This is a genomic window from Methylothermus subterraneus (assembly GCF_054656915.1).
Window position 1 is genome coordinate 192413 of record NZ_BAAHXK010000002.1, and the last position, 26531, is coordinate 218943.

General features: G+C 61.6%; 28 protein-coding genes. 13 read left to right on the top strand and 15 right to left on the bottom strand.

What is annotated here, in order from left to right:
* Positions 1-8 precede the first annotated feature (8 nt).
* Positions 9-593, top strand: a complete 585-nt coding sequence (locus ACYQ3M_RS02775; protein ID WP_460034524.1) for a DJ-1/PfpI family protein — start codon at positions 9-11, stop codon at positions 591-593.
* Here ACYQ3M_RS02775 and radA read toward each other — a convergent pair.
* The 3 genes from radA to dnaB are packed head-to-tail and all read right to left on the bottom strand — an operon-like array spanning position 583 to position 4395.
* Positions 583-1947 (bottom strand): DNA repair protein RadA, encoded by a 1365-nt coding sequence (gene radA / locus ACYQ3M_RS02780; protein WP_460034525.1) that lies wholly within the window; start codon positions 1945-1947, stop codon positions 583-585. The two genes, ACYQ3M_RS02775 and radA, sit on opposite strands and share 11 nt — an antisense overlap.
* Positions 1922-3034: an alanine racemase gene (gene alr, locus ACYQ3M_RS02785; protein WP_460034526.1), complete on the bottom strand. Its 1113-nt coding sequence runs from the start codon at positions 3032-3034 to the stop codon at positions 1922-1924. The genes radA and alr overlap by 26 nt, the downstream gene beginning before the upstream one ends.
* On the bottom strand, positions 3031-4395 hold the full coding sequence (gene dnaB / locus ACYQ3M_RS02790) for a replicative DNA helicase (protein ID WP_460034527.1): 1365 nt from the start codon (positions 4393-4395) through the stop codon (positions 3031-3033). The genes alr and dnaB overlap by 4 nt, the downstream gene beginning before the upstream one ends.
* A 104-nt stretch (positions 4396-4499) precedes the next feature.
* Between dnaB and arsC the strand changes: the two genes are divergently transcribed.
* From arsC to ACYQ3M_RS02825, 7 genes are all read left to right on the top strand, one after another.
* Positions 4500-4847: an arsenate reductase (glutaredoxin) gene (arsC, locus tag ACYQ3M_RS02795; protein WP_460034528.1), complete on the top strand. Its 348-nt coding sequence runs from the start codon at positions 4500-4502 to the stop codon at positions 4845-4847.
* Between the two features lie 3 nt (positions 4848-4850).
* The gene (gene wrbA, locus ACYQ3M_RS02800) at positions 4851-5462 is read left to right on the top strand and encodes an NAD(P)H:quinone oxidoreductase (protein ID WP_460034529.1); all 612 of its coding nucleotides are present in this window, start codon (positions 4851-4853) and stop codon (positions 5460-5462) included.
* 7 nt (positions 5463-5469) lie between these two features.
* Positions 5470-6177 carry a DnaA regulatory inactivator Hda gene (gene hda / locus ACYQ3M_RS02805; RefSeq protein ID WP_460034530.1) on the top strand — a complete coding sequence of 236 codons (708 nt, stop codon included), beginning with the start codon at positions 5470-5472 and terminating at the stop codon, positions 6175-6177.
* Positions 6165-7082 (top strand): ketopantoate reductase family protein, encoded by a 918-nt coding sequence (locus ACYQ3M_RS02810; RefSeq protein WP_460034531.1) that lies wholly within the window; start codon positions 6165-6167, stop codon positions 7080-7082. Before hda ends, ACYQ3M_RS02810 begins: the two co-directional genes overlap by 13 nt.
* A gap of 52 nt (positions 7083-7134) precedes the next feature.
* Positions 7135-7374, top strand: coding sequence for an exodeoxyribonuclease VII small subunit (locus ACYQ3M_RS02815; protein WP_460034532.1), 240 nt, complete (start codon positions 7135-7137; stop codon positions 7372-7374).
* Positions 7361-8269: a (2E,6E)-farnesyl diphosphate synthase gene (ispA, locus tag ACYQ3M_RS02820; protein WP_460034533.1), complete on the top strand. Its 909-nt coding sequence runs from the start codon at positions 7361-7363 to the stop codon at positions 8267-8269. Before ACYQ3M_RS02815 ends, ispA begins: the two co-directional genes overlap by 14 nt.
* Positions 8270-8348: 79 nt before the next feature.
* A complete protein-coding gene (locus ACYQ3M_RS02825; RefSeq protein WP_460034534.1) occupies positions 8349-8870 on the top strand; it encodes a hypothetical protein in 522 nt (173 codons plus the stop codon).
* A gap of 31 nt (positions 8871-8901) precedes the next feature.
* On the opposite strand, the gene ACYQ3M_RS02830 is transcribed toward ACYQ3M_RS02825, so the two are convergent.
* From ACYQ3M_RS02830 to ACYQ3M_RS02840, 3 genes are read right to left on the bottom strand one after another with little or no spacing between them, the layout of a single operon-like run.
* Entirely contained in the window at positions 8902-9201 is a 300-nt protein-coding gene (locus tag ACYQ3M_RS02830) for a hypothetical protein (RefSeq protein WP_460034535.1), read from the bottom strand.
* Positions 9202-9245: 44 nt separating this feature from the next.
* The gene (locus tag ACYQ3M_RS02835; protein WP_460034536.1) at positions 9246-11735 is read right to left on the bottom strand and encodes an ABC transporter permease; all 2490 of its coding nucleotides are present in this window, start codon (positions 11733-11735) and stop codon (positions 9246-9248) included.
* Complete coding sequence (locus ACYQ3M_RS02840; RefSeq protein WP_460034537.1) at positions 11732-12457, bottom strand: ABC transporter ATP-binding protein; 726 nt, start codon at positions 12455-12457, stop codon at positions 11732-11734. The genes ACYQ3M_RS02835 and ACYQ3M_RS02840 overlap by 4 nt, the downstream gene beginning before the upstream one ends.
* 7 nt (positions 12458-12464) lie before the next feature.
* On the opposite strand from ACYQ3M_RS02840, the gene ACYQ3M_RS02845 reads away from it, so the two are divergent.
* Positions 12465-13046, top strand: a complete 582-nt coding sequence (locus tag ACYQ3M_RS02845; RefSeq protein ID WP_460034538.1) for an arylesterase — start codon at positions 12465-12467, stop codon at positions 13044-13046.
* A 16-nt stretch (positions 13047-13062) separates the two neighbouring features.
* Positions 13063-13626: an isochorismatase family protein gene (locus ACYQ3M_RS02850; protein ID WP_460034539.1), complete on the top strand. Its 564-nt coding sequence runs from the start codon at positions 13063-13065 to the stop codon at positions 13624-13626.
* Here the strand turns inward: ACYQ3M_RS02850 and ACYQ3M_RS02855 are convergent.
* Complete coding sequence (locus ACYQ3M_RS02855; RefSeq protein WP_460034540.1) at positions 13623-14582, bottom strand: diguanylate cyclase; 960 nt, start codon at positions 14580-14582, stop codon at positions 13623-13625. The two genes, ACYQ3M_RS02850 and ACYQ3M_RS02855, sit on opposite strands and share 4 nt — an antisense overlap.
* Before the next feature lie 119 nt (positions 14583-14701).
* Positions 14702-15424 (bottom strand): BON domain-containing protein, encoded by a 723-nt coding sequence (locus tag ACYQ3M_RS02860; protein WP_460034541.1) that lies wholly within the window; start codon positions 15422-15424, stop codon positions 14702-14704.
* A gap of 76 nt (positions 15425-15500) precedes the next feature.
* Here ACYQ3M_RS02860 and ACYQ3M_RS02865 point away from each other — a divergent pair, with 76 nt between their 5' ends.
* On the top strand, positions 15501-16436 hold the full coding sequence (locus tag ACYQ3M_RS02865; protein ID WP_460034542.1) for a L,D-transpeptidase family protein: 936 nt from the start codon (positions 15501-15503) through the stop codon (positions 16434-16436).
* Positions 16437-16483: 47 nt separating this feature from the next.
* On the opposite strand, the gene ACYQ3M_RS02870 is transcribed toward ACYQ3M_RS02865, so the two are convergent.
* Complete coding sequence (locus ACYQ3M_RS02870; RefSeq protein WP_460034543.1) at positions 16484-16765, bottom strand: Lpp/OprI family alanine-zipper lipoprotein; 282 nt, start codon at positions 16763-16765, stop codon at positions 16484-16486.
* 84 nt (positions 16766-16849) lie between these two features.
* Positions 16850-17392, bottom strand: coding sequence for a L,D-transpeptidase family protein (locus ACYQ3M_RS02875; protein ID WP_460034544.1), 543 nt, complete (start codon positions 17390-17392; stop codon positions 16850-16852).
* 72 nt (positions 17393-17464) lie between these two features.
* On the opposite strand from ACYQ3M_RS02875, the gene ACYQ3M_RS02880 reads away from it, so the two are divergent.
* Positions 17465-19102 carry an alpha-D-glucose phosphate-specific phosphoglucomutase gene (locus ACYQ3M_RS02880; protein ID WP_460034545.1) on the top strand — a complete coding sequence of 546 codons (1638 nt, stop codon included), beginning with the start codon at positions 17465-17467 and terminating at the stop codon, positions 19100-19102.
* Here the strand turns inward: ACYQ3M_RS02880 and ACYQ3M_RS02885 are convergent.
* The gene (locus ACYQ3M_RS02885; RefSeq protein ID WP_460034546.1) at positions 19099-19365 is read right to left on the bottom strand and encodes a hypothetical protein; all 267 of its coding nucleotides are present in this window, start codon (positions 19363-19365) and stop codon (positions 19099-19101) included. The two genes, ACYQ3M_RS02880 and ACYQ3M_RS02885, sit on opposite strands and share 4 nt — an antisense overlap.
* A gap of 69 nt (positions 19366-19434) precedes the next feature.
* The gene (locus ACYQ3M_RS02890; protein WP_460034547.1) at positions 19435-19911 is read right to left on the bottom strand and encodes a cytochrome P460 family protein; all 477 of its coding nucleotides are present in this window, start codon (positions 19909-19911) and stop codon (positions 19435-19437) included.
* A gap of 127 nt (positions 19912-20038) precedes the next feature.
* On the opposite strand from ACYQ3M_RS02890, the gene ACYQ3M_RS02895 reads away from it, so the two are divergent.
* Positions 20039-21610, top strand: coding sequence for a multiheme c-type cytochrome (locus ACYQ3M_RS02895; protein ID WP_460034548.1), 1572 nt, complete (start codon positions 20039-20041; stop codon positions 21608-21610).
* An 887-nt stretch (positions 21611-22497) separates the two neighbouring features.
* Here ACYQ3M_RS02895 and ACYQ3M_RS02900 read toward each other — a convergent pair.
* From ACYQ3M_RS02900 to ACYQ3M_RS02910, 3 genes are read right to left on the bottom strand one after another with little or no spacing between them, the layout of a single operon-like run.
* On the bottom strand, positions 22498-24087 hold the full coding sequence (locus tag ACYQ3M_RS02900) for an ATP-binding protein (RefSeq protein ID WP_460034549.1): 1590 nt from the start codon (positions 24085-24087) through the stop codon (positions 22498-22500).
* Positions 24088-24128: 41 nt separating this feature from the next.
* Entirely contained in the window at positions 24129-25166 is a 1038-nt protein-coding gene (locus ACYQ3M_RS02905; protein WP_460034550.1) for an AI-2E family transporter, read from the bottom strand.
* Positions 25163-26521: a Na+/H+ antiporter NhaC family protein gene (locus tag ACYQ3M_RS02910; RefSeq protein ID WP_460034551.1), complete on the bottom strand. Its 1359-nt coding sequence runs from the start codon at positions 26519-26521 to the stop codon at positions 25163-25165. Before ACYQ3M_RS02910 ends, ACYQ3M_RS02905 begins: the two co-directional genes overlap by 4 nt.
* Positions 26522-26531 lie beyond the last annotated feature (10 nt).

Below are 26531 nucleotides of genomic sequence, written 5' to 3' on the forward strand. Positions count from 1 at the left end.
GAGGTTGTATGGTCAAGCGCATTTTGATGCTGGTCGGCGATTTTGTCGAAGACTACGAAGCGATGGTGCCGTATCAAATCTTGACGCTGGTCGGCCATCAAGTGGATGTGGTCTGCCCCGGCAAGAAGAGCGGCGATACGGTCAAAACGGCGGTGCACGATTTCGAGGGGGATCAGACCTATACCGAAAAGCTCGGCCACAACTTTGAAATTACCGCCGATTTTGACCAAGTCGAGCCGCAAAACTACGCTGGTCTTGTGATCCCGGGCGGGCGGGCGCCCGAGTATCTGCGCTTAAATCCCAAAGTTCTCGAACTGGTTCGGTCCTTTGCGCAGGACAAAAAGCCAATCGCCGCGATCTGCCACGGCGCCCAAGTGTTATCGGCGGCGCGGGTGATCGAAGGGGTGGAGATCAGCTGCTATCCTGCGGTCGCACCGGAAATCGAACTCGCCGGCGCCAAGTATATCCCCAACAACCCAAGCTACTCCAACGCTCATGTGGACAGGAATTTCATCACCGCCCCGGCCTGGCCCGCACACCCGCAATGGATGCGTTTCTTTTTGCAGGCCTTAGGCAGCACGATCATCCCCTAAGGACCGAAAGCGCTTCTTTTAAAGTCTTAACCTGAGCGATCTCCATCCCCGCGATTCCCCCTTTGGGGGCGTTGTGGCAGGGGACGATCGCCGTTTTAAAGCCGTGTTTTGCCGCCTCACGCAGGCGTTCCTCACCGTGCGGAACGGGCCGGACTTCGCCGGTCAGGCCCAGTTCGCCAAACGCCACCAAGTCTTTGGGCAAGGGTTTTTCGCGCAGGCTGGACAGCACCGCCAGGACCACCGCCAGGTCGCCGGCGGTCTCGTTCAGGCGCACCCCGCCGACCACGTTCACGAACACGTCCTGGCCCACCAGCGGCACTCCGCCATGGCGGTGCAACACCGCCAGCAACATCGCCAGGCGGTTGGCTTCCATGCCTACCGTCACCCGGCGCGGATTGGCTAAAGACGTCTCGTCCACCAGCGCTTGGACCTCCACCAGCAACGGCCGGCTGCCTTCGCGCAGAACGCACACAGCGCTGCCCGGGGTGTCCACTTGCTGGCGCGAGAGGAAAATCGCCGAAGGGTTTTTGACCTCTTTGAGCCCTCCTTCGGTCATCGCAAACACGCCCAGTTCGCCGGTGGCGCCGAAGCGGTTCTTCACCGCCCGGATTACCCGGAAACGGCTGCCGGCCTCGCCTTCGAAGTACAGCACCGTGTCTACCATGTGTTCGAGTACTCTAGGCCCGGCGATCGCTCCTTCCTTGGTCACGTGGCCGACCAGGAACACCGCCATCTGGCGGGTCTTGGCCAAGCGCACAAGGTGCGCGGCGCACTCGCGTACCTGAGAAACCGATCCGGGGGCGGAATTGAGGATTTCGGTATAGGCGGTCTGGATCGAGTCGAGCACCACCACCTCTGGGTGGTAGGCTTCGATCACCGGCACCATCCGCTCTAGAGCTGTCTCCGCCAGCACCGGCACTTGGCGGCAGTCGACGTACAGGCGCCTCCCGCGCAGGCTGATCTGCGCCACCGATTCTTCGCCACTGATGTAGAGCACTTTGTGCTGCGCGCTCAGCATCCCCATCGCTTGCAGGAGCAGGGTGGATTTGCCGATTCCCGGATCGCCGCCGATGAGCACGGTCGAGCCTTTGACCAAGCCGCCTCCCAACACCCGGTCGAGCTCGGTTAAACCGGTGGACAGGCGCGCGGCGACCTCGGCGGCGACCTCACCGAGCGCCACCGGCGGCTCTAACCCGGCGCTTCCGGCAAAACCGGAAAAACGAGGATTGGTTGGCGGTTCCAAGGCGGTTTCCACCAAGGTGCCCCACGCGCCGCACCCTAAGCAGCGCCCGGCCCACTTGGGGCTGGTATGGCCGCATTGGCTACAGCTATAGGCGATTTTGGCGCGGCTCATAACTGGTCTGAAATTCGATTTTCGGCACCCGCGCCGCCACCCGGCTAAGCAGCGTGTAGGGGATGGTGCCGGCCCAACGCGCCACCTCTTCCACCGGCAAACCTTCCCCCCAGAGAATCGCTTCCGCTCCCACTGGAACCTCTGGAAAGTCGGTCAAATCCACCTGGAGCGTGTCCATCGACACCCTGCCTACCACGGGGACCCGCCGGCCTTCGATCAGCACTTTGGCTTCCGGCGCCACCTCGCGCGGGTAACCGTCCCCATACCCTGCCGCCACGATCCCCAGGCGCGAAACCCTGGGGGCGATCCAGCTCCCTCCGTAACCCACCGCCTCCCCTTTGGCGACCGTTTTGATCGCGATCACCCGGCTCTTTAGGCTCATCACCGGCGTTAAGCCCAAGTCGCGCGCGCTGCGGTTCGCAAACGGCGACACCCCATACAACATTAGTCCAGGGCGCACCCAATCGCCGTGGCTGGCAGGTTCGGTGAGGATGGCGGCGGAATTGGCGATGCTCCGCGCCAGGTTCAAGCCAGCGGTCAGCGCTGCAAACTGGGTCAGTTGCGCGGCGGTCGCTGGGTTGTCTGGCTCGTCGGCGCACGCCAGGTGGGTCATGAGGGCCAGAGCGCGCGGGGGAAACAGGCGCTTTAGCCGCGCCAAGGCGGTGTTAAATTCCTGCGGGGTAAGCCCTAAGCGGTGCATCCCGCTGTCCAGCTTGAGCCAAATGCGAAGCGGTTGGCGGGTTGGGCCATTGGCCTCGAGCAAATCGATTTGACTTAAGGTATGGATCACCGGTTCCAAACGCCAAGCCCAATGGGCCTTAAGCTGCTCGGGTTCGAGAAAGCCTTGGAGCACGACGATGCGTTTGAGCACTCCAGCTTGGCGCAGAGCGATCCCTTCGTCCACCCGCGCGACCGCAAACCCGTGCGCAGCGTGGAGGGCGTGCGCCACCTGGACCAGGCCGTGGCCGTAAGCGTTGGCTTTGATCACCGCCAGCACTTTAGAGCGCGGCGCCAAGGCGCGAACGCGCTCCAGGTTCGCGCGCAGGGCGTCTAAGTTTAACAGCGCGTAAGGAAAGGGGGGATTCAATAGTCGTCCTCGGGGTTGGCGTAGTTCTCAAAGCGGGTGTGTTGGGCAAGGAAGGTCAGCCGCACGGTGCCGATGGGGCCGTTGCGCTGTTTGGCGATGATGATTTCGGCGGTGCCTTTGTCCGGGCTGTCTTCGTGATAGACCTCATCGCGGTAGATGAACAGGATCAGATCGGCGTCTTGCTCGAGTGATCCGCTTTCGCGCAAGTCCGACATCACCGGCCGCTTGTTGGGCCGCTGCTCCAAGTTGCGGTTGAGCTGCGAGAGGGCAACCACCGGCACGTTGAGTTCTTTGGCCAGCCCTTTGAGGCTGCGCGAGATTTCCGAGATCTCCGCGACGCGGTTGTCGGCGACGCCAGGCGCCTGCATCAGTTGCAAATAGTCGATGACTACCAATCCCAGTTTGCTGTACTCGCGCGCCAGTCTGCGCGCCCGGGCGCGAAGTTCGATCGGGGTCAGCGCCGGGGTGTCGTCGATGTGCAAAGCGGTCCCCGCGAGGATATTCAGGGCCGAGGTCATGCGCGGCCATTCGTCGTCTTCCAGCTGGCCGATCCTGAGCCGGTGCTGGTCGATGCGCCCGAACGAGGACAGCATCCGCATCGCCAGATGCTCTCCCGGCATTTCCATGCTGAACACCGCCACCGGCAGCTGCTCTCTGACCGCGACGTGTTCGGCGATGCACATCGCAAACGCGGTCTTGCCCATCGACGGCCGGCCGGCGACGATGATCAGATCCCCCGGTTGCAAGCCGGCGGTCATCTGGTCCAGATCGGTAAACCCGGTGCTGACCCCGGTGACGTGGCTGCCTTGTTCGTGTAACTGCTCGATCCGCTCCACGGCTTTGATGAGCAGGTGTTTGATCGCCTTGAAGCCGCCACCCTTGCGGCGTTGATCGGCGATGTGAAACACCTTCTGTTCGGCCTCTTCGAGGAGCTCGTGCACTTTCCGGCCTTCTGGGTTGAAAGCCGACTCTGCGATCTCGGCCCCGACCTGGGCGAGCTGGCGCAGGATGGCCCGTTCGCGCACGATGTCGGCGTAGGCGGCGATGTTGGCGGCGCTGGGAGTGGCTTCGATCAAAGCGGCCAGATAACTCATACCGCCGACTTCCTTCAGATCGCCGCGCTTTTCTAAAGCTTCCGCCACCGTGACCCCGTCGCAGGGAAAATCGGCCTCGATCAGTTCGGCGATGGCGCGAAAAATCAAGCGGTGTTCTTTGCGGTAAAAATCGGTCTCGGCAAGGCGATCGGCGATTTTTTCCCAAGCCTTGGAATCCCGCATCAGACCGCCCAAGACCGCCTGCTCGGCCTGCAGGGAGTAGGGGGGAACTTTGGGAATCGCTTTAAGCTCGCCGGGTTGACCCATCAAGTAAGCTTGAAGTTTAAAGGGGATTAAAGACGAGGGACCCGTGCTAAAAACGCCAAAACAGTTTAGCATAAATCTTCAAACCAACGATTGGGGTACCTGTCGTGACCGTCGTGCTTTACCATAATCCCCGTTGCAGCAAGTCCCGGGCGGCTTTGCAGCTTCTGCGCGCCCGCGGCATCGAACCGAAAATAGTGGAATACCTTAAAACGCCGCCGAGCCGCGCCGAACTGGAAGAGATTTTGGCCAAGTTAGGGCTTGAGCCGCGCGCCTTGATGCGCAAAGGCGAGGCGATTTACCGCGAGCTTGGCTTGGACGACCCGGCGCTGAGCCGGGAGGCTTTGATTTTAGCGATGTTAGAGCATCCTGTCCTGATCGAGCGGCCGATCGCGGTCGCGGGCGCGCGCGCAGTCATCGGCCGCCCTCCAGAGAAGGTCCTTGAGCTTTTGTGAGCCATGACTTTGCCGCAAGCTGAAATCTTGGTGCTTTATTACAGCCGCTATGGCGCCACCGCCGCCATGGCCGAGGTGATCGCACGCGGAATAGAGAGCGTTGCCGGGGCGTTGGCCAAAGTGCGCACGGTGCCGGAGGTGTCGCCGGTGTGTGAAGCGGTGGAAGACGCCATCCCCGCCCAAGGCCCGCCCTATGCCCGCATCGAAGACCTTATAAGCTGCGATGGCCTAGCGCTTGGCAGTCCGACCCATTTCGGCAACATGGCCGCCCCTCTTAAATACTTCATCGACCAGACCAGCTCAGTGTGGTTTTCGGGGGCGCTGGCCGGCAAGCCGGCCGGGGTATTCACCGCCACCTCGAGCATGCACGGCGGCCACGAGACCACCTTGCTCTCGATGATGCTGCCGCTGCTCCACCACGGCATGCTCATCGTCGGCATCCCCGCGCGCGAGACGGCGTTGCTGAAAACCAAGACCGGCGGCACCCCGTACGGCCCCAGCCATCTCTCGGGGGAAGAGAATCCAACCTTAAGCGCGGAGGAAAAAGCTTTGTGTCTGAGCTTTGGCCAACGCCTTGCGCGGGCGGCGCTGGCCCTTAAGGGGCGGGAGGTCTAAAGCGGCGATGCTGCCGCAATTGCCGCTTGGGCTGGGGTTTGCCGAGCCGTACGGCTTCGAGCAGTACTACGGCGGCGCCAATCTGGAGGCGGTGACGGCGCTTAAGCGCTGCGCGCGCGGCGAAGGCGAGCCGTTCATTTATCTTTGGGGAGAGGGGGGGACCGGCAAAAGCCACCTGCTCCAGGCGTGTTGCCGGGAGGCCCACTCGCTTGGGCAATGCGTTGTTTACCTCCCGCTGGCCGAGCTTAAAGCCTATCCCCCGACGCTGCTGGAAGGTTTGGAACACGTGGACCTGGTGTGCGTGGACGAGGTGGGAGCGATCGCCGCCGACCCGCTGTGGGAGCAGGCCTTGTATCACTGTTTCAACCGCTTGCGCGAACGCGCCGTCCGCCTGATCGTCGCCGACCGCGTGCCGCCCGCGCAGCTGCCGATCCAGCTGGCCGATTTGCGCACGCGCTTGGCTTGGGGATTGACGCTTTGGCTTAAACCTTTGAGCGATGCCGACAAGCTTGCCGCTTTGCGCTTGCGCGCCAGGCATTTGGGGTTGGAGCTGAGCCCAAAGGTGGCGCAGTTTCTCCTGACCCGCTGTCCGCGCGATCTGCCCTCGCTTTGGCAGCTCCTAGAGCGACTCGACCGGGCTACGCTCGCGGCCAAACGGCGGCTGACCATTCCGTTTGTGAAGCAATATCTCAAGGAGCCTCCATGCGAGTCTTGATCGTCGGCACCGGTGCGATCGGCGGTTTTTACGGTGCCCTTCTGGCTCGGGCCGGCGCCGAGGTGGCGGTGGTGTGCCGCTCGGATTACGAGGTGGTAAAATCCTGCGGCATCCGCATCCAAAGCCCCTTGGGGCAGTGGACTTTCCGCCCTCAGGCTGTGTACCGCCGCGCCGGCGAAGTATCGGTCTCACCCGACTACGTGGTCGTGTGCACCAAGGTATTGCCGCAGATCGACCGGGCGGCGTTGATCCGGGAGGCGGTGGGAGAAAGGACCGCCATCGTCCTGATCCAAAACGGCGTCGAGATCGAAAACGAGCTCGCCGCGGCCTTTCCAAACCGCGAGCTGATCTCGGGGCTGGCTTTCGTCTGCGTCAGCCGCACGGCCCCGGGGCAAATCCGGCATCAGGCTTACGGGGGGCTTAAGTTCGGAGTGTTTCCAAGCGGGATTAGCCCCAGAGTGGAGGCTTTGTGCCAGGCGTTCGAGCGCGCGGGGGTGAAAGCCGAGGCGACTTCAGACATCGTCGCCGCGCGCTGGGGCAAATGCGTCTGGAACGCGGCGTTCAACCCGCTGTCGGTGCTCTCTGGCGGGCTGACCACCGATTGGCTGCTAACCCAAGAAGGCCTGATCCGCGCGGTGATGGCCGAGGTCTGCGCGATCGCCGCTGCGCTCGGCCACCCGCTGCCGGAGGATGTGATCGAGCAAAATATCGCCAGCACCCGCAGGATGCCGCCGTACCAGACCAGCATGCTGCTCGACTTTGAAGCTGGCCGGCCGCTTGAGACCGAAGCGATCTTAGGCAACGCAGTGCGCGCCGCGCAGCGCGCGGGCGTTTCGGTTCCCCATCTTGAATCCCTTTACGCGCTGATGAAGCTGCGCGAACTTGCCGCCCAAAGCCGGCTTTGACACCGCTTGCCAAAACTCTTATCGTAACGGCTTTTATCGGCAGCGATCCAAAATGCCCAAACGCAAACCGGGATTTGAGGCGCAGCTTAAAGAATTGGAGCAGATCGTTGCGTCCCTGGAGCGGGGAGACCTGTCTCTGGAGGAGTCTCTGGCGCTGTTTGCCAAAGGCGTGGAGCTGGCGCGCGCCTGCGAGCAAGCTTTGCAGGCAGCCGAACAAAAGGTACAGATTTTGCTTGCCGACGACCACGATACCCAACAACTTCGCCCATTCCAAGCCGATGACGAACGCTGATCTCGAACGCCTTCACGCCTTTATGCAGACCTGCCGCGCGCGGGTGGAACGCGCCTTGGATCGCCGCCTGCCTCCGGCCGACAAGCTGCCGGCTCGGCTCCACCAGGCCATGCGCTATGCGACCTTGGACGGCGGCAAGCGCCTGCGGCCGATCCTCACCTACGCCACCGGCCAAACCTTGGGAGTGCCGCTGGAAATCCTAGATGGTCCGGCTTGCGCGGTGGAGTTCATCCACGTCTACTCGCTGATCCACGACGATCTGCCGGCGATGGACGACGATTCCCTGCGGCGCGGCAAGCCCACCTGCCACGTCCAGTTTGACGAGGCGACCGCGATCCTCGCCGGCGATGCCTTGCAGGCGTTGGCCTTTGAGGTGTTGGCTTGCGATCCCACCTTGGCGGTCTCGGCGGCGCAGCGGCTGGCGATGATCGGCTGCTTGGCTAGAGCTGCCGGCGCCGGCGGTATGGTCGGCGGTCAGGCCATCGATCTGGCGGCGGTGGGGTTGCCGCTGGACCTGCCCGCCTTGGAGTGGATGCACATTCACAAGACCGGCGCGTTGATCCGCGCGAGCGTGAGCTTGGCGACTTTAGCCAAGCCGGATTTGGATCCTGAGCTTGCCTCCCGGCTGGACCATTACGCCAAGTGCATTGGACTTGCGTTCCAAATCCAGGACGATATTCTAGACGAAGAAAGCGACACCGCGACTTTAGGCAAGACTCAGGGCAAAGATAGGGCCCAAGCCAAGCCGACTTATCCAGCGCTGCTCGGGATGGCCGGCGCCAAACAGAAAGCCCGGGAGATGCACGAGGAAGCCCTCGCCAGCCTGGAACCTTTAGGCGCGCGGGCGGATTTGCTGCGGGCCTTGTCGCTCTTTATCATTCAAAGGCGCAATTAGTATAATCGCGTGGCAGGGGGAAAGTTCCCTTTGCACAAAGCCTAAAATCACTCGGCGATCCTAACGAGGAGGTAGAAGAATGAGCAACAACCAAGAACGGACGTCCCCAACACCTGAGGAGGAGGCAGGCAAACAGCCAGAACCTCAAGCAGAGCAATCCCCTAAGGCGGGGGAGGAAAAGGCGGGTTTGGGCAAGTTCATCGCCATGGCGATGGCGCTTAAAGAGAAAAACCCGCTGGCTTTCTACGGCGGCATCGGCGCGTTCGTCTTGATCGTGCTGGGTTGGCTTTTCTTCGGCGGGGGCGGGGTCGAGCAGGCGCCGATGCCTACGGTCCAGGTCGGCCAGACTTACCAACTGGTCAATCCCAACGTCACCGGCGGCGGCGATGTGCTGCTTCTTCAGGCGCCTGGGCGCATGGGCGCGACCGATCCAGAACTGCGCGAGAAGGAGCAGATCTGCGTGGTCCAAGCCGGCACTCCGGCCAAAGTGTTGGAGCTGACCACGGTGAGCTACGTAAAGTACGCTAAAGTGGAGCCCCTCGCCGGCGAGTGCCAGGGGCAAGCCGGTTGGACCTCGCTCGTCAACTTGAAATCCCAATAATTTCTGGAAAGGGGCACTTTGTGCGTGCCCCTTAAGGGGCGCAGCGGAAGATGCGCAAGGCCGCAATGCCGTTGAACGCGCCCTGAGGCTTGAATTCTTTTACGATCGCGTGGGTTGCGCCCCTCTGCTGGGCTTGGCGTAAGGCCAGTTTTTCGGCAAGGCTACGCCAACCGAATTTCTTGCCGTAACCAGACGAAGCTCTCACTTCGCCTAGAGCAAGGCAAGCGGCTACCTGCGGTTCTGCCTTCACGATCTGGACTTGAGAAATCAGAGTTGGCGAATTTAACAGCATTCCTACCCCAACCATGCAGGCCAGCGCGCTTTTTCTCATAGTCCTTAAAAATAGTTTTTACTAAAAACCAATGTAGCTAACTTTTAACGCACGCGCAAGAATTCCGCCGGGCTGCGCGTGAGCACCTGGCGCGTCCCAAAATAGCCGGCGAGCGCAGTCAGCCCGCTCCCCAACGCCGGCACCGCCCACCAGATCCATGCATGGAAGCGGAACGGAATATCGAAGATCCGCACGTACAAAACCCACGCGACCGCTTCGCTCACCCACACCGCCAGCATTCCCGAAAGCCCGCCAAGGAGCAGAAATTCGATCCACAGGCTCGCACGCAGCAGCCTGCCCCTGGCGCCCAGAACGCGCAGCAGCGCGCTTTGCTGGATTCTCTCGTCTAAGGCGCTGTGTACCGCCGCCAACAGTACTAACAGTCCTGCGAGCAAGGCCAGCACCAGGACGTAGTCGACGGCGAAGCTGACCTGCCTGAGGATGGTGCGGAAGTGCTGCAAGATCATGTCCACTTCCACCAAAGTGACGTTGGGAAAGCGCCGGATCAGTTCGCTAAGAACCGCTTGGCGTTCCGGCGGCAGGTAAAAGCTGGCCAAATAAGTCGCGGCGAACTCGTCCAGATCGCCAGGATTAAAGATCATGTAAAAGTTGGGCAGCATGGAATCCCACTGCACGGTGCGCAGGTTTACAACCTGAGCGTCGATTTTTTGCCCTTCCACGAGAAAGCTCAGCCGATCTCCGATGCGGATGCCAAGGCTTTGGGCCAGGTCCCATTCCACCGATACCTGCCGCCCAGGTTCTTGGCCTTGCCACCATCGGCCCGCTACCAAGCGGTTGTCCGGCGGCGGTTCGGCGGCCCAGGTCAGGCTTAGGTCGCGGTGGATCGCCATTTCCCCTTCGCTGTCCGGGCGCGCCAGGCGATGGACGTCGAGGCCGTTGACTTCGACCAGGCGCCCGCGCACGATGGGAAAGAAGCGGCTGGTCTTGGCGTGCAGCTCGACGGTTAGAAACCGCTGGAAATCGCCCAGCTCTTCCGGAAACACGTTGAGCACGAAGTAGTTCGGGGCGTCCACAGGCAGCTGCGCTTGCCAGGCGGCGATCAGGTCGTTGCGCACCAGAAAACTTACCGTCATCGCCGCCAGAGTCGTGCAAAAAGCCAGCACCTGGGCTAAGGTGAGCTGAGGGTGGCGGAGCAAGTTGTCCAGACTCAGGCGCCAGGCCAGCCCCAAACGCTTAAATCCGCCCCGGGCCAGCCGCAGCAGCAGGTACGTCAACCCTCCCAGCGCCAACAGGGCCACGGAGCTTACGCCCAAAATCGCCGCGCTCAGCTTAAGGTCTTGGGTAAAGCGCCACACCAGCGCGCCAATCGCCAGCGCCCCTGCCGTGTAGGTCAACCAAGCGCTGATCGGGGCCGGGCAAAGATCGCGCCGCAGGACCCTCGCCGGCGGCACCCGTCTAAGGCGCAGCAAGGGCGGTAAGGAGAAGCTAAGCAGCAAAAGCCAAGCGGTGGCCGGGCCAAAGCCAAACGCCAAGCCACTCGGACGGGCGAGGCGTTCAGGCAGCATGTCTTTAAAGATCAAGAGCAAGCTTGCTTGCGCTCCCCAGCCGATCAGGGTCCCAACCCCACCGGCGCAAAGACCGAGGAGCAGAAACTGGTAGGCGTACAGGCGCAGCACCTTGCCCTGGCAGGCGCCTAAGGCTTTGATCACCGCGGTGGTATCCAAGTGTCTTGTGCTGTAGCGGCGGGAAGCCATCGCCACCGCCGCCCCCGCGATCAGGACCACGATCGCGCTCGCTAGGCCCAGGTAACGCTCGGCCCGGCGCAAGGCCTGGCCCACGTCGGGCCGGTCTTCGTGCACGTCGAGTAGGCGCTGGTTGGGTTTGAGGTGGGCCTTGAGAAAACGTTTAAAGCGCTTCAACTCGGCCTCAGGACCGGCGAACAGCTGGTAATAGCTGGCGCGGCTGCCCGGGGCCAGAATCCCGGCAGCGGGAAGGTCTTCGACGCGCATGATCACCCGCGGCGCTAAGCTGTAGAACGAGGTTCGGGTATCCGGTTCAAAGCTCAGCACCCGGTCTATGAGCAGGTTTACCTTGCCTACCTGGAGGCGGTCGCCTAGCTTCAGCCCGAGTTGGGTCAAGACCCGCGGAGCGACCCAAACTCGCCCGGGGGCAGGCGGCGCGCGGGTGATTTGCGCGGCGGCAAGGTCGCTTGCGGTGGTCTTGAGATAGCCGCGCAGCGGATAGGCGGCGCTGACCGCCTTGACGCCTACCAGCAGCAATTGCTCGTTTTCCACCAGCACGCTGGTAAATTCCACCCGCTGCGCGGTCGCCAGCCCCCTCCGCTTCGCTTCTTGCAGCCAGGCCGACGGCAGAGGGGCGTGGCTTTCCACGACCAGGTCGGCGGCGAGAAAATCGGCCGCCTGTTCGGTCAGGGTGCGGGTCAGCCGATCGGCCAGCAAAGCGACGGCCGTGACGCTGGCTACGGCCAAGATCAGGGCCAGCACCAAGATCTTAAGCTCCCCCGCGCGCAGCTCGCGGCGCAAGAAGCGCCAGGCTAAGACCCAGTCGCTCATCGCTCGGCTACGATCCGTCCTGCCTCCAACACCAAGACGCGCTGACAGCGTTCGGCCAGCGCCTCGTCGTGGGTGACCAGCACCAAGGTGGTGGCGTGGGTGCGGTTGAGCTCGAACAGCAGCTCGATCACGTGCCGGCCGGTGCGTTGGTCGAGGTTGCCGGTAGGCTCGTCGGCGAACAGGACTTTAGGGCAGGTCGCGAACGCCCGCGCCAGCGCCACGCGCTGCTGTTCCCCACCCGACAGTTGGTGAGGGTAGTGGTGCAAGCGATGCCCCAGCCCGACCCGTTCCAGAAGCTCGCGCGCCCGCATCGCCGCATCCTCTGCCCCCCTTAGTTCCAAAGGCAGCATTGCGTTTTCCAGCGCCGTCAGGCTGGGCAGGAGCTGGAACGATTGAAACACAAACCCCACCGTTTCCCCCCGCAGGTGGGCGCGGCCGTCCTCGTCCAGCTCGGTCAGGGCGACGCCGTCCAGATACACCTGGCCCGAAGTGGGCAGATCTAAGCCGGCGAGCAAGCTCAGCAAGGTCGACTTGCCGGAACCGGAAACGCCGACCACCGCGACCGCCTCTCCCGGCTGAATGGCGAGGTTTACGTCGGTCAGAATGGCTAACTTGCCTTCCGCCGTGCTTACCGATTTACTAAGATGGACGGCAACGATCCGGGCCGAGTCCGACCTAAGCTCGGCCGCGGTATTAAAGGCTTGACGGAAAGGGGCAGCCATGTACAGGATGAAGTGGATTGTGCTGTGGATGATCTTACCGCAGTTTGGTTGGGCGGCCACCGTTTTAGTTCTAGGCGACAGCCTGAGCGCCGCTTATGGCATTCCCGCCGAGCAAGGCTGGGTCGCGCTGCTTACACAAGAGCACAAGGACGTCCGTTTTGTCAATGCCAGTGTCAGCGGCGAGACCACCTTAGGCGGCCGGCGCCGCCTGCCGGCGCTGCTTGCCCAGCACCGGCCTCAGGTGGTGATCTTGGAGTTGGGCGGCAACGACGGTCTGCGCGGCATCTCGCCGGCGCAGACGGAGCAAAACTTGGCGGCAATGATCGAGGCCGCTTTGGCCGCAAAGGCCAAGGTTTTGCTTTTAGGAATGAAGGTGCCGACCAATTATGGCCCGAAATTCGCCGCAATGTTCGAGGCGGTTTACCGGCGCCTGGCGCAGCGCTATCCGGTGACTTTGCTGCCCTTTTTCCTCGAGGAGGTGGCTTTGGACGCCGAATTGATGCAGGCCGACGGCATCCATCCGAATCTTAAGGCCCAGCCGCTTTTGGCGCAGCGGGTCTGGCAGGCCCTAGAAAGTTTATTGCCTTAAAGCGAGGGGAGGAACTTTGGCGTTTGCGCCTTGGCTTTGCGCTGCCGAACAAAGCGTGTTGGTGATCGCCGACGTCCAGCCGCGCTTGGCGGAAGCGATGCCGCCCGAAGCTTGCCGAACGTTGTTTAAGACCTGCAGCGTCTTGCTGGAAGCGGCCAAGGCGTTGGCGATTCCGGTGCTGCTTACCGAACAGCAACCGGCGCGGCTCGGCGGTACGGTGGCAGAAATCTTGGCGCACGCTCCGCCTGAAGTAAAGCCGCTGGCCAAAACCGGGTTTGCGTGCAGCGACGCGGAGGGGTTCGACGCCTTATTGGAACAGAGCGGACGCACGCAAGTCGTCTTGACCGGGATCGAGGCGCACGTGAGCGTATTGCAGACCGCATTGACCTTGCTTAGTCGGGGCTTAAGCGTATTCGTGGTCGAGGACGCGGTTTTATCGCGTTCTCCGGAGCACAAGGTGTATGCCTTGGAGCGAATGCGCCAGGCGGGGGCGGTCGTGGTGGTCGGGGAATCGGTGGTGTTTGAGTGGCTGCGCGACGCGCGGCATCCGCGTTTCAAAGAGCTGGTCGGGCTGCTTTAGGCCGCTGCGCTGACGCGGTTTCTGCCGGCGCGTTTGGAGTGATACAAAGCCATATCGGCGGCCTCGATCAGCTGGCTTAGCGATTCTTTCGGTTTGGGCTGCCGGACGGCGAGGCCTAAGCTGATCGTCACCACCCCGAAGGGAGAATCAGGATGCGGCAGGCGCAAGGCTTCCACCCTCTGGCGCAGGCTCTCGGCGATGGTAAGAGCCGCCGGTTGGGCGGTCTCCGGCAGGACCACGGCAAATTCTTCCCCGCCGTACCGGGCGACCAGATCGTGGGAGCGGTGGACTACGAAACGAAAGGTGGCGGCGACCTGGCGCAAAGCTTGATCTCCTGCCTGATGACCGAAGCGATCGTTGTAGGACTTGAAATAATCGATGTCGATCATGATCAGCGCCAGCTCCGTGCCCGAACGCTGGGCGCGTTTGAATTCGCGCTCGAGGAATTCGTCGAAGTAGCGGCGGTTGTGGAGGCCGGTCAAAGCATCGTGGAACGACAGCTGGCGCAATTGTTCATTGGCCCGTTTGAGCTGTTCGGCCACGGCGATCAATTCCTGGGCTTGGCGCTTGCGCTGCTCGATCTCGGCTTTAAGACGCAAGGCGCTGCGAATCCGAGCCAAGAGCTCTAATCCTTTGAACGGCTTCTCGATGTAATCGATCGCGCCGGCGTCGAACGCCTGCTCTAAGTGCTCCTCGTCGTTGCTGCCGGTGAGCACGATCACCGGGATGTCGCAGGTTCTTGGGTCCGCTTTGATTCTGCGGCATACTTCAATCCCCGAGGCATCCGGTAGAAAGATGTCGAGCATCACCAGCTCGACTTCAAGGTCCCCTGCCTGCAAGCGGGCGAACGCCTCCTCCGCGGTGCCGGCGGTCAAGGTTTTATAGCCCGCCGTCTCCAGGCGCACGCCGATCAGTTGGCAAAGCTGCGGATCGTCGTCGACGATCAAAATGGCCATGTTCCTTCTGCTTAAGGCGTTTATCCTGAAAGACGGCGGCTTTGCGGATTAGTTCAGCCTAAAGGTCGAGTTTTTAGGGGTTTTGTAGTCCTTGTCACGCTTTTGCGCCTGTTCCGAATTTAGGGCAACCTGAGGCGGTTTTCGACCTTTTTTACTCCTTCGACATACCAGCAATCGTGTTCTGCCAGGCGCACCTGTTCGGCCACCGGCACGACCCCCTCTAAGAGGACGCTGCCGGCCCGGCACTGAATGGCGAGCTGCTGATAATCCACGAACGGATCCAAGTCCAATGCCAACAGAATGGCTTCTTTGAGCTGGTCGTCGTTGTCTTCTTCCGGAGGGGTGACTTTTAGCTGGTTGACGACGTTGCCGCTGCCTGGTACCCACCACGCCATGACCTCGGCCAGACGCCGGTCGCATAGCGATTTGACCTGCCCGCTTAAAGTGACCGTGCCGTCCTCTACGTGGACGAGGAAGGAACCCGCTTGCCCGTCCAGCTGGCGCAGGATTTGGCGCTCTCCTTTGTGGTTGATCGCGCTCAGGCCGTAATGCTTGAAAGCCAGATCCTCGTAAAGCATCTTGGTCAAATGGGCCAAAATTTCATCGTCGCCCATCGCTTGGGCCGGCTTGACCCGCAGCCGATCGTCCACGCTGCTTACCCCCGGAACCTCTAGGGCCGTATAGTAGGCGCGGCGTTTGGCGGAGATCTCGGCCACTTCACCGGTCAGAACGATGCCGCCGGCGTGGTACTGGACGGCGATGCGGTCGCGGTGAGGATTGACCTGGGGATCGAGTTCAAATGCAGCATAAACCGCTTTGATCAGGGTATCATTTTGCGCCATTGAGTCTCCTTCAAGCGTTTTTAAAGGTTAAAGTGTTATTCTATTCGATTTATTGCGTGGCAACTTGAAAGTTCGTATGAGCAGAAAATTTGTCTGGGTTTTGAGCGCTTGGCTAATGACGCCGTGGGTGTGGGCGGATTCTTACGTCTTGCCGCCGACTGGGACGGAGCTGGTTGGCCAGTTGCAGACGATCCGCGCCAGCAAAAAAGATACTTTCCTAGAAATTGCGCGCCGTTACAACCTTGGCCAGAACGAAATCCGCCTCGCCAACCCTAGCCTGAATCCTTGGCTGTTGCAAGACGGCACCGAAGTCGTGTTGCCCAAGTGGTTTGTGCTGCCGGATGCCCCCCGCCAGGGGATCGTTCTCAACATTCCGGAAATGCGCCTGTATTACTTCCCGCCTCCCCGTTCCGGGGAACCGGCCCGCGTAATCACCCATCCGGTCAGCGTCGGCCGCATGGACTGGGCCACTCCCTTAGGCACCACGCGCGTCGTCGCCAAGGTCAAAGACCCCGTCTGGGTGCCGCCGGAGTCGATCAAAAAAGAACACGCCACCGAAGGGGACCCGCTTCCGGACGCTGTCCCTCCCGGACCGGACAACCCATTGGGCAAGTACGCGCTGCGCCTTGGCATCCAAGGTTACTTGATCCACGGCACCGATGAAGCCAAAGAATTCGGCATCGGCATGCGCGTCACCCACGGATGCGTGCGCATGTATCCTGAAGACATCGAACGCTTGTTTGCCGAAATCCCGGTCGGCACTCAGGTCACCTTCGTCAATCAACCGATCAAGCTAGGTTGGCTGGGTGAGGCGCTGTATATTGAGGTTCATCCGCCGCTGGAGGAGCACGGAGGCTCTTATGAAGAGATGCTCAAACAAGCGCTGAGCCTGATAGAGGGTAAAACCAAAGGGATACCCATTCGCCTCGTTGGCTCGGCCTTGCGCAAGGCGCTTGAAGAGCAAACCGGCGTTCCGGTCAAGATTGCCGACCGCGTTCTTCCCCGCGCCTAAAAAAGATAGCCCCGCGCAAGGCGGGGCTAAGTTTCAGCAAAGAGTATTTACTTTAGCATCCGTTTTTGGAACATGCGATCGAGCTTCTCGCTCTGGGCTTCGCAGCATTCCAAAGCTTTTTCGGCTTTTTCTTCGGCTCGGGCAGCGTGATCGTGCGCGCTACGGAGGTCTTTCATTATGTCGTTGTGGGCGCTTTCCACTTTTGAGACTCGCGATTCCAGGCCGGAAACGCGATTTTGCACCTCCTGCAACTGCCCCTTGGTAGCGCATCCGGTCACAGCGCCCAGCGCGAGAGCTACAGCTGAGATTTTAGCGAATGTTTTTAACATAGACATCTCCCTTTCGTTGCTTGTTGGTTATCACGCGACAAAATCATCACACAAATCCCACGCTCTCGTCAAAAACTTGATTGCCTAGCGGATGACGACCGGAGTTCCAACTCCAACCCAGCGGCTTAAGCGGTCGATCTGGGCGTCGGTCAACGCAATGCACCCTTGCGTCCAATTGAACACGCCGTGGATGCTGGGGTCGGCTTTGCCCACGCCGTGGATGCCGACAAATCCTCCCAAAGGCGTGTCTTGCGGGGGGACGCGGCCTTCGAAGTTGGCGCGGATGAGCGACCGATAAGTCCGGTCGTCCAGCCAGCCTTGCCTCCAACTGCGGGTAGCGTGGGCGAGGGTGGGGTAATTGAGGCCGAAGAAGCGGTGATAGCGGCTGCTTTCTTTGACCCAGCCGATGCGGAACACCCCCAGCGGGGTTTTGTGGTCGCCGCGGCGTTTGGCTCGCGTCACGCCCCGACTGCCGATGGAGATGCGGTCGAAGGCTTCGACGACTTTGTCGCCTTGCATGACGTAGAGCATAAGCTTTTTGGTGTCGACGAGCACCCAGACGTCATCTTTTCCCTGAGCGTTCGCAGCGAGCGCCCAGGCCCAAATGAGCAGTCCCCATTTCCACATGTACCGCGCTCCTTCTTGGTGTTAAACTCACACCGAAAATGATATACGAAACCTCAAAGCGGGAGCGAGCGCATGGACATCGAAATCCGCACGACCACACCCTACTCCGACCAAAAACCCGGCACTTCCGGCCTGCGTAAAAAGACTCGGGTTTTTCTCGAGCGACCCAACTATCTGGAAAATTTTGTGCAGTCCATCTTCGACTGTCTGCCGGATCGGCAAGGCAAAACCCTCGTCTTAGGCGGCGATGGGCGTTTTTATAACCTGCAAGCCTTGCAGACCATCCTCAAGATGGCGGTGGCCAACGGGTTTGGCACTTTGCTCGTCGGCCAGCACGGCCTGCTCTCGACCCCGGCCGCCTCCCACCTGATTCGCAAATACAAAGCGCTGGGCGGAATCGTGCTGTCGGCCAGTCACAATCCGGCAGGACCGGATGGAGATTTCGGGATCAAATACAACATCCAAAACGGAGGCCCTGCGCCGGAAAGCTACACCAACGCGTTTTACCAGCGCAGCCGCACGATCACCGAATACAAGATCGCCAAAATGCCCGACCTCGACCTTGGGCAGCTTGGGGAATTTAAGTGCGGCGATACCCTCGTGCGGATCATCGACCCGGTCAGCGATTACGCCCAGTTGATGGCGCACTTGTTCGACTTCGAACGGATTCGCGCTGCCTTGCGGAGCGGTGCGGTGAGCGTGTGCTTTGACGCCATGCACGCAGTCACCGGCCCGTACGCTAAGCGAATTTTAGAAGAGGAATTGGGCGCCGCGCCCGGTTCGGTCATCAACGCCGAACCCAAGGAGGATTTTGGCGGCGGCCATCCCGACCCCAACCTGACCTACGCCAAGGTCTTGGTGGAAAAGATGTACCGCCCTGACGCCCCGACGTTGGGGGCGGCTTCGGATGGGGACGGCGATCGGAACATGATTCTAGGGCAACGGTTTTTCGTCACTCCCAGTGATAGCCTCGCGGTGCTCGCAGCCAACGCGCATCGTGTTCCGGGTTACCGCCAGGGATTATGCGGCGTGGCCCGCTCCATGCCCACCAGCCGCGCGGTGGATCGGGTCGCCGAAGCCTTTGGCATTCCTTGCTACGAGACCCCGACCGGCTGGAAGTTTTTCGGCAATCTCTTAGACGCCGGCAAGATCACTTTATGCGGCGAGGAGAGCTTTGGCACCGGCTCCGATCACGTGCGCGAGAAAGACGGCCTGTGGGCGGTCTTGTTTTGGCTCAACCTAGTGGTCGCCAGTAGGCAACCGGTGGCCGCCATCGTCCGCGACCATTGGCGCCGTTTCGGCCGCCATTATTACAGCCGCCACGATTACGAAGCGCTAGACAACGCCCTCGCCCAGGAGATCCTAGCGCAGCTGCGCGCGAAATGCCCTAAGCTCGCCGGCCAGCGCCTAGGGAGTTACACCGTCGCCTTGGCCGACGATTTTTGCTACACCGATCCGGTGGACGGCAGCATCACCCCGGGCCAAGGGATCCGCATCCTTCTAGAGCCGGAGGCGCGCTTGGTGTTTCGCTTGTCTGGAACCGGCACCGAAGGGGCGACTTTGCGGATTTATCTTGAACGCTACGAATCCGATCCTAGTCGCCACGACTTGGATCCGCAGGAAGCGCTCGCCGAGCTTATCGCTTTAGCCGAATCCTTGAGCGCGGTCAAGGCCAGAAGCGGCCGCGCAGGGCCGGATGTGGTGACTTAAACCGGCTCCGCGCTCAAGGCGCGCCCATCGCATTTTAAGCGCAGCTTGCCGAAGCACTCGCGCCGGTCGGCGACGCAACCGGATCCTTCCATGAGGATTTCCGTGAACCAGACGGCTACGATCGCCTCGCGTTCCGTGAGCGCTTGGATCTCATAGCGGATCGTTGCGTCGTCGATCCAGCCGTTCTGGGTGCAAAACTGGCTAAGCCCCGGCCACTCGCGCAGAAAGCGCTCGATGTTTGCCTGCCACTCGGCTTCGGTCATCTTGCTCGTCCGGGAAAAAAGAAGAGGCCGCGCTGAAGGCGCGGCCAGACGAGGAAGAAAAACCGCGGATCAATCTCGGAGCTTGGAAAACACGTATTGGCTGTCTTTCTGCGCGGCGTGGCAGTTGAAACACCCTTGCCCACCGTCGGTCACCAATCGCTTGTCCGGCTTGCCTTCGCCAAACCCCTCAAACCCCCACCCGCCGGTTTTGGCAAAGCGTTTGCCGTCTCGCTCCATCACCCCGATCAGCTTGCGTTTGCCCTCGACCAGCGCGTGGTTGTCTTCTTGGTAGTCGAACAGGTCGAACACCAACACCGCCCCGTCTGGGTAGTTGCCGGTTTTTAGTCCTTGCATGGCTTTGGCGTTGGCGTAGACGTGGTGAATCCCGCCGAAGGGATTTTCCAGCGGATGCCCCGGCTGGATCACCATGGATTTGACGTGGTACCAGCTGCGAAACCCCTCGGGGTATCGCACTTGGGTCTCGGCCGCCCCAAGCGCGCCGGAAGCAATCAGGAGCCCGCTGAGCAAAAGCGATCGCTTGTTCATCTCGACCTCCTTTTGTTAGTATAGTTTCGCATCGAAACTATACCGCCGGGTGAAAAGAACCGTCAAGTTTTTTGCTTCCGGCGCGGGTGCTATGATAAGTCGAAAACCATAAGCGAGGAGGACTCCTATGTACGCGCGGCTTGTGGCGCTCTTGATTTTTGTCTTTGCCTGGCCTGCTTTCGCGCAGTTGGGCGCCGACCCCAAACCCTTGATCGAGCGGTATTACCAGGACCATCCCGGCAAAGGCAAATTGGCTAAGCACTGGGAACCGATCCCGATCCAGCGTTATTGGGATCCTAAGGATTTTTACCAACCGCCGACTACGATCTCTGGAGAGGTGGGCCGCGAACAGTGCGTCGCCTGCCACCAGGCGGTCACGGCAGGTTTCGTCCACGCTTGGAAAAACAGCACCCACGCCCGGCTGGACGAAATCCGCGCCCTGCCCGACTCCGACGTGCGCGCGTATAAGAAGCGGAAACTGGCCGAGGTCGAAGCCAACCTGGTACGCCAGGGCCTGTTGCCGGAAGGCGCGCACCTGAAGGAAGTCGGCTGCATCGACTGCCACGGCGGGGTGGGCAAGCAGACCATTCGCCACGATCAGGACCTGAAACTTCCCGATCGAGCCGCGTGCGGCACCTGCCACGTCGAGCAATTCGCCCAGGCTGAGGCGGAAAAGGAGCAGACCTGGCCGCAGAACCAATGGCCCAAGGGCCATCCCTCGCACGCGGTGGACTGGAAGGCCAACGTCGAAAACGACATCTGGGCGGGGATGGCCGAGCGCGAGATCGCCCAGGGCTGCGATATGTGCCACTACCAGCAGAACAAGTGCGACGGCTGCCACACCCGCCACAGCTTCTCGGCGGCCGAGGCCAGACAACCCGAGGCGTGCGCCACCTGTCACAACGGCGCCGATCACAACGAGTTTGAGAATTACCTTTTGTCCAAGCACGGCACGGTGTACCAAACGCACAAAGCGCAGTGGAACTTCGAAGCGCCCCTCAAGGACGCCTTGACCAAGGGCGGCTATACTGCCCCCACCTGCCAGCTGTGCCACTTTGAATACCAAGGCGAGTACACCCACAACCTGGTGCGCAAGGTGCGCTGGGCTTTTAATCCCACCCCGCAGATCGCCGACAACCTCGATCATCCCTGGTTCAAGGAGCGCCAAGAGGCGTGGGTGGTCACCTGCAGCAACTGCCATTCGCCGCGCTTTGCCAGGACCTATCTGGAGACCGCCGACCGCGGGACGATCGCGGGGCTGAAAGTCGAGCAGGAAGCCAAGCAAGTCGTCCAGGCGCTGTACGACGAAGGCTTGTTGGTCGGCCAAAAAACCAACCGCCCGGCCCCGCCCGCGCCGGTGCAGGACGCGCCCGGCGGGTTCTTCCAGCTGTTCTGGGCCAAAGGCAATAACCCATCGCGCGTGGAGCGTATCTACGCCGATATGTGGGAGCACGATCTGATCAAGCTCTATAAGGGGCTGTTCCATATGAATCCGGGCGGGTTCACCTATACGGAGGGTTGGTCGCCGCTCTTGCGCGACTACACCGAAATCATGGACGAGGCCACGCGCCTGCGCGCCAAGGCCAAGGCGCAGCAAGCGAATCTGCGCTTGCCCGGGCTGGCAAGCCTCGATCTGCGCCTGCCTTTGGGCGCGGCGTTGCTCGTCGGCGGCCTCTGGGTAATCCGGCGCAAGCCTTGAGGTGGCGTTATCTCTTGGGCGGCGCCTTGTTCCTTACGGGCGCCGCCTTGCTTTGGTCGGCGCTGGGGCCGGGCAAGGAGCCGTGGCAGGTGGCGCAAAGCGCGGCGTCTTGGCCGGAAGACGGCAGCAGATGCTATCCTCCGGTAAGCTTTGAACGCTGGGAAATCCACCACGCCAAAACTGGCCAGCAGCTGAGCTTATATGTGGTGCGTTACCGGGACGCGCTTGGCGCCTTGCGCCAAGCGCTGCTGCCCGAGCCGGGATCGGCCAAGTGGCAGGCCTGGATGGCGCTGGGCGAAGTCCTGCGCGCTTTGGAACAAGACGCTTTGGTGCTTACTTGGTGGGACAACGGCCAGCGGGTGGATTTTTTGAGCGGGCGGGCGGTGTGGGCGCGCCAACCGCCGGCAGCCGCGTTTGCGCCGGAGGAGCGCCTGCTCTGGCAGAAGCTGAGCGGAGGATTTGAGGATCAGGACGCCTTGGCGCGGCTGGCTAAGTGGTGGACGGCCGACCGCGCGCAGGCGCTGGCCGAAATCGCGCGCCTTGCCGCGCAAAGGCCCGTTTATTTACTGGTTTCCGGCGACGATCTTGCGCACCTGCGCGAAATCGAGCGCTTGAGCGGTACGGCGCTGCCGCTGAAAGTGAAGGTCTTTGCGGCAAGCGGCAATTTCCACGCGCAGATTGCCCAGGTCAAGCTTTGGGCGCAAGGCAAAGCCTATTTGCCCCAAAAAGTGCCCGGGGGCATTGCCGCCTGGCGCTTGGTTCGGGAGCCTAGGCCGTTCTTTTTGCGCCTTTTGCCTTGGCTGCCGCCGGTAGAGCACGAGGACAGCCCGCCCCAACTGCAGCGAGTTTACCAAAGCCCAGACCGGTACCTTAGGCTGTATCGGGTCTTAAGCTCGGCCCTGGCGCTGCCAGCGGCCGGCGATGGCTTCCACGGGCAAGTCTTCCGGCCCTTCGCGCCAGGCGGCGTGGTGGTTGACGTCTTGGCTGTGGGGAACCGGCTCCGGGCGGCGGATTTTTACCCGCAGCGGCAGCGGCACCGCCTCGCCCATCACCATCGCCTCGCCGCGGCCTAAAGCCGGCAGCACGTCTACCAGCGCGCTTTCGGCATCGGGCACCAGTTCGCGCACGTAGGCTTGATCGTCGGGGTTGGAAAGGCGCAGGCAGAGGAAGGTACCGCACTGCGACAACACGGTTTCCGATAACTCGTGCGGGCGCTGGCTGACCACGCCCAAGCCGACCCCGTATTTGCGCCCCTCCTTGGCGATCCGCTCCAGCGCCCGGCGGGTGCCGTCGTACTTGTCGCCGGTGCGGGGGATATACGCGTGGGCCTCCTCGCACACCAATACCAGAGGAAACTCCCGCCGCCTGGGGTTCCAGTAGTTGAATTCAAAGGCGATCCGGCCGATCTGGGCCGAGACCGTCGGGCGCACGTCAAACGGCACCGCGCTCAAGTCGATGACGGTGATCGGACACTTGGGCTCGCCTAGCCCCACGAAATCCCGCAGCAGCGTGGCTAAAGACTCGGATTGGGTGCGCTGCTTGGGTTTGAGCAGGAAGTCGTAGCGCGCATCGCTTAAGCGGCTTTGCAGCTTCACCAGAAATTGGTCGAACTGGCCGTAAAGCGGCCCTTTGGTCTTGCCGAAATCCGTGCGCAGTTCGTTGGCGGTCTTGAACTCGCGGTACAGCTCCTCCAGCGAAAACCAGATCGGCGCATCGATGGACACAAAGCCGATCGCAAGGCGCTCGGCTTCTTTGCGCTTTAAGGTATGCAGGGTCTCGCGCAGAAACGCCATCTGGACCGAGGCGCTCGGGTCGTTGCGGTCGATCAACAGCTCGACCAGTTCCTGATAAGTCATCAGCCAATAGGGGATTTCCAGTGCCCGGGCGTCGAGGTAGCGGTAAGTTCCGGGGCGGAACGCCGAGTGCAGCGCGCCTTGGCCGTCGCGCCAGCAGTATTCGCCGTGCAGGTCGAGCAGGATGAGGTGCGCGCGCGGCATCGTTGCCACCGCTTGCTGGATGAGGCTGGCGACGGTCCAAGACTTGCCCGCGCCGGACTGGCCTAAGATCGCAAAGCTGCGCCCAAACAGCGCGCTGGGATTTAAGTAGGCGGTCAGATCCGAGCGGCCTGCCACCTGGCCGATGCCAAACCCAAAGGCGCGGTATTTGGCGAACGCAGCTTGTAGCTGCGCGTCGGCGATTTCGCTCACTTTGGCGCCCGGCGTCGGGTAGCGGCGTACCCCCCGCTGGAATCCCTCGGCGTCGATTTCCCCGAGCGGGATGAGCTCCAGGCGGACACCGCGCGCATCCAGTGCGCTGCGGTTGACGACCGCCAACACCCGAATTCCCGCCTGCTCGATCGCGACGTAACTGCCTAGTTGAAAGAGCGGATGGTCCGGTTTCTGGCTTTCGGCCAGGGCTTCAAAGCGGCTGGCCTCAACCTCGGTGAGGTAAGCGGTCGGCGAATCGGGCATGTTCATAGGCGTTTTGGCTTGGCTCTCATAAAAAGCGTAGCCGAGTTTCAGGTTTTTTTGCGTTCGTCTTCTGTGCCTGAACCCAAGAGGATGGCGATCCAGCAGGTCGCCGGGTTATCTTCCATGAACATCTTGAGGATTACGGTGATCGGCACCGACAGAAACATCCCCACCGGCCCCAACACCCAACCCCAGAAGATCAAGGACAACAACACCGCCAAGGTGGAGATCCCTAAGCCCTTGCCCACCACCCTAGGGTCGATAAAGCCGCCGATCACGGTGTTGATCACCAAATAGCCCAAGGCAGTGTAGGCGGCTCCGCCAACTCCATGTTGAACCAAGGCCAGGAGGATCGCCGGCAGCGCGGCGACGAACGAACCGATGTTGGGGATGAAATTGAGCACGTAGGCCACCGTCCCCCACAGGATGGGGTAGTCGACCTCCAGCAAGGACAACCAAAACGCCACCGCCAGGCCGGTCGCCAGGCTGATCAGGTTTTTAAGATGAAGGTAGCGGCGCAGGTTGGCAAAAAAGGTCTCAAAGCGGGCGGCGAGGGTCGAATCGCCGAAAATCCTTTGCAGTTTGTAGGGGAGGAGGAAGGCTTCCAAGAACATGAAGGTGACGTAGAACAGGATCAAGGCGGTGTTGGCAAAAGCGCCGGTCAAGGTGGTGAGCAAGGTGCCGGCCAATTGCATCAGGCGTCCGGCGTTGAAGAATTCGCCAAAGCGCTCGCGCGAGATTTCAAAGCCGTGCGCGTTTAGCCAGGCGATGAGGCCGGCGGTGTTGGCCTGCAGCCGGCTCTGATAGTAAGGCAGGTTGCCGATGAAGCTGTCGATGGACTTGCCGACGAACACCCCGAGCACGATCATCAGCACCATCAAGCCGAGCACGGCGATCAGGATCGCAAGCCACGCCGGCACCCGGTGCCGGTACAGCCACTCCACCAGCGGCCAGAGCAGGATGGCGATAAATACCGAAAGCAAAAACGGGACCAGAATCTCGGCCGCCGCGCGCAGGCCCGCGATCACGACCATCAACGCGGCCAGGGTAAACAGCCAGCGATGGCCGGCGCTTTGGGAATTCATAAGATCATCGCCCCTGCGAGCAGATACAGCCCGAGCGCCAGCCCAGCCCCCAGCAGCGCATAGGGGAGCTGATGGCGCACGTGTTCGATCGGCTTGACCCCTGCCGCCAGCGAGGCAAGCAAGGTGGTGTCGGAGACCGGCGAGCAGTGGTCGCCAAACAGTCCGCCGCTCAACGCCGCCCCCACCAGCAAGGCAGTAGGCGCCTGAAACGCTTCGGCCAAAGGGACGACGATGGGGATCAGAATGGCGAAGGTGCCCCACGAGGTGCCGCTGGCAAACGAGATCAGACAGCCGATGCCGAAGACCAAAAACGGCAGCCAAAGCGGGTCGAGCTGGCCGTGCAGGGCGCCGGCCAAAAAGGCGCCGGTGCCTAGGGCCTTGGTCGTAGCGCCGACGGCGAACGCGCAGAGCAACAGTCCCAGCAACGGCAGCAGCATCCGGATCCCCTGGCGGAGGGCCTGAAACATCTCGCCCCACGCCAAAATGCGCCGGCTGCCAAAGTACCCGAGCGTGCCCGCCAGCACCCCAACCACCGCGAGGAAGATCGCCAACGGCGCATTCCCGGTCAGGCCCAAAAGCGCCAGCACGCCAGCGACCAAAACCCCGATCGGCCCCCACAAGTGCCGGGCCAATTTAGGCGCCTCGTCCTTTGGCGCGATCACGCCGCCGAAATGGGGAAGCTCCCCCAGCGTGCGTTCGGAAACGGCGATCCTAAACGGCGGTTTAAGGTCGGTCGCGGCGACTATTCCGGCCAAAGCGAGGGCGATCCAGCCGTAAAACACCCAGGGCAAAGAGGCCAGCAGCAAAGGCATGGGCTGCGCGATGCCTTGATCGGCGAGCAGGCTGGCGACGTAAGCTCCCCAGGCGTTTAAGGGGATGAGCATGCACTTGGGGGCGCAGGTCGAATCGAGCAGGTAGCTGAGCCTTAGCCGCGAGAGGCGATAGCGGTCAAACAGCGGCACCGCGATCAATCCGGCGATCAGAACGCCGAAATTGGTCTCGATGAACAGCGCCATGCTGGTGATAAAGGTCAAAACCGCCACCTGGCGCGGGGTTTTGAGCAACCGCCGGGCTTCTGCCCAACGCACGAACCCCTCGATCCCGCCGGCCCGCTGGATCAAGCCGATCAGTCCGCCGATCAAGAGGCTAAAAGCAAAGAGCAACTGGTTGTCCAGGTCCTTGACCACGGACCCGAAGATCGCAAGCGCCCGGGCAAACGCATCCGGCAGCCAGCCGCGCTCTAGGATCAGGGCGCCGATGAAGACGTACGCCATAAGCGCCGGCACCACCCGATGGCTCAAGAACGCCAGCGGGATGGCGATCAGCGCAGGAAGCAGCGACAACCCGCTCGACATGGGCCGATAT

Bases quoted from the DNA above. Each gene is read 5' to 3' on its own strand.
- ispA (WP_460034533.1), top strand. From the start codon at position 7,361: ATGACGAACGCTGATCTCGAACGCCTTCACGCCTTTATGCAGACCTGC.
- ACYQ3M_RS02840 (WP_460034537.1), bottom strand. From the start codon at position 12,457: ATGGCTGCCCCTTTCCGTCAAGCCTTTAATACCGCGGCCGAGCTTAGG.
- ACYQ3M_RS02830 (WP_460034535.1), bottom strand. From the start codon at position 9,201: ATGAGAAAAAGCGCGCTGGCCTGCATGGTTGGGGTAGGAATGCTGTTA.
- ACYQ3M_RS02835 (WP_460034536.1), bottom strand. From the start codon at position 11,735: ATGAGCGACTGGGTCTTAGCCTGGCGCTTCTTGCGCCGCGAGCTGCGC.
- ACYQ3M_RS02815 (WP_460034532.1), top strand. From the start codon at position 7,135: ATGCCCAAACGCAAACCGGGATTTGAGGCGCAGCTTAAAGAATTGGAG.
- ACYQ3M_RS02895 (WP_460034548.1), top strand. From the start codon at position 20,039: ATGTACGCGCGGCTTGTGGCGCTCTTGATTTTTGTCTTTGCCTGGCCT.
- wrbA (WP_460034529.1), top strand. From the start codon at position 4,851: ATGACTTTGCCGCAAGCTGAAATCTTGGTGCTTTATTACAGCCGCTAT.
- ACYQ3M_RS02870 (WP_460034543.1), bottom strand. From the start codon at position 16,765: ATGTTAAAAACATTCGCTAAAATCTCAGCTGTAGCTCTCGCGCTGGGC.
- dnaB (WP_460034527.1), bottom strand. From the start codon at position 4,395: ATGGGTCAACCCGGCGAGCTTAAAGCGATTCCCAAAGTTCCCCCCTAC.
- ACYQ3M_RS02775 (WP_460034524.1), top strand. From the start codon at position 9: ATGGTCAAGCGCATTTTGATGCTGGTCGGCGATTTTGTCGAAGACTAC.
- ACYQ3M_RS02855 (WP_460034540.1), bottom strand. From the start codon at position 14,582: ATGGCCATTTTGATCGTCGACGACGATCCGCAGCTTTGCCAACTGATC.
- ACYQ3M_RS02845 (WP_460034538.1), top strand. From the start codon at position 12,465: ATGAAGTGGATTGTGCTGTGGATGATCTTACCGCAGTTTGGTTGGGCG.
- ACYQ3M_RS02810 (WP_460034531.1), top strand. From the start codon at position 6,165: ATGCGAGTCTTGATCGTCGGCACCGGTGCGATCGGCGGTTTTTACGGT.
- radA (WP_460034525.1), bottom strand. From the start codon at position 1,947: ATGAGCCGCGCCAAAATCGCCTATAGCTGTAGCCAATGCGGCCATACC.
- ACYQ3M_RS02900 (WP_460034549.1), bottom strand. From the start codon at position 24,087: ATGAACATGCCCGATTCGCCGACCGCTTACCTCACCGAGGTTGAGGCC.
- ACYQ3M_RS02885 (WP_460034546.1), bottom strand. From the start codon at position 19,365: ATGACCGAAGCCGAGTGGCAGGCAAACATCGAGCGCTTTCTGCGCGAG.
- ACYQ3M_RS02860 (WP_460034541.1), bottom strand. From the start codon at position 15,424: ATGGCGCAAAATGATACCCTGATCAAAGCGGTTTATGCTGCATTTGAA.
- hda (WP_460034530.1), top strand. From the start codon at position 5,470: ATGCTGCCGCAATTGCCGCTTGGGCTGGGGTTTGCCGAGCCGTACGGC.
- ACYQ3M_RS02910 (WP_460034551.1), bottom strand. From the start codon at position 26,521: ATGTCGAGCGGGTTGTCGCTGCTTCCTGCGCTGATCGCCATCCCGCTG.
- ACYQ3M_RS02825 (WP_460034534.1), top strand. From the start codon at position 8,349: ATGAGCAACAACCAAGAACGGACGTCCCCAACACCTGAGGAGGAGGCA.
- ACYQ3M_RS02890 (WP_460034547.1), bottom strand. From the start codon at position 19,911: ATGAACAAGCGATCGCTTTTGCTCAGCGGGCTCCTGATTGCTTCCGGC.
- ACYQ3M_RS02865 (WP_460034542.1), top strand. From the start codon at position 15,501: ATGAGCAGAAAATTTGTCTGGGTTTTGAGCGCTTGGCTAATGACGCCG.
- ACYQ3M_RS02905 (WP_460034550.1), bottom strand. From the start codon at position 25,166: ATGAATTCCCAAAGCGCCGGCCATCGCTGGCTGTTTACCCTGGCCGCG.
- ACYQ3M_RS02880 (WP_460034545.1), top strand. From the start codon at position 17,465: ATGGACATCGAAATCCGCACGACCACACCCTACTCCGACCAAAAACCC.
- ACYQ3M_RS02875 (WP_460034544.1), bottom strand. From the start codon at position 17,392: ATGTGGAAATGGGGACTGCTCATTTGGGCCTGGGCGCTCGCTGCGAAC.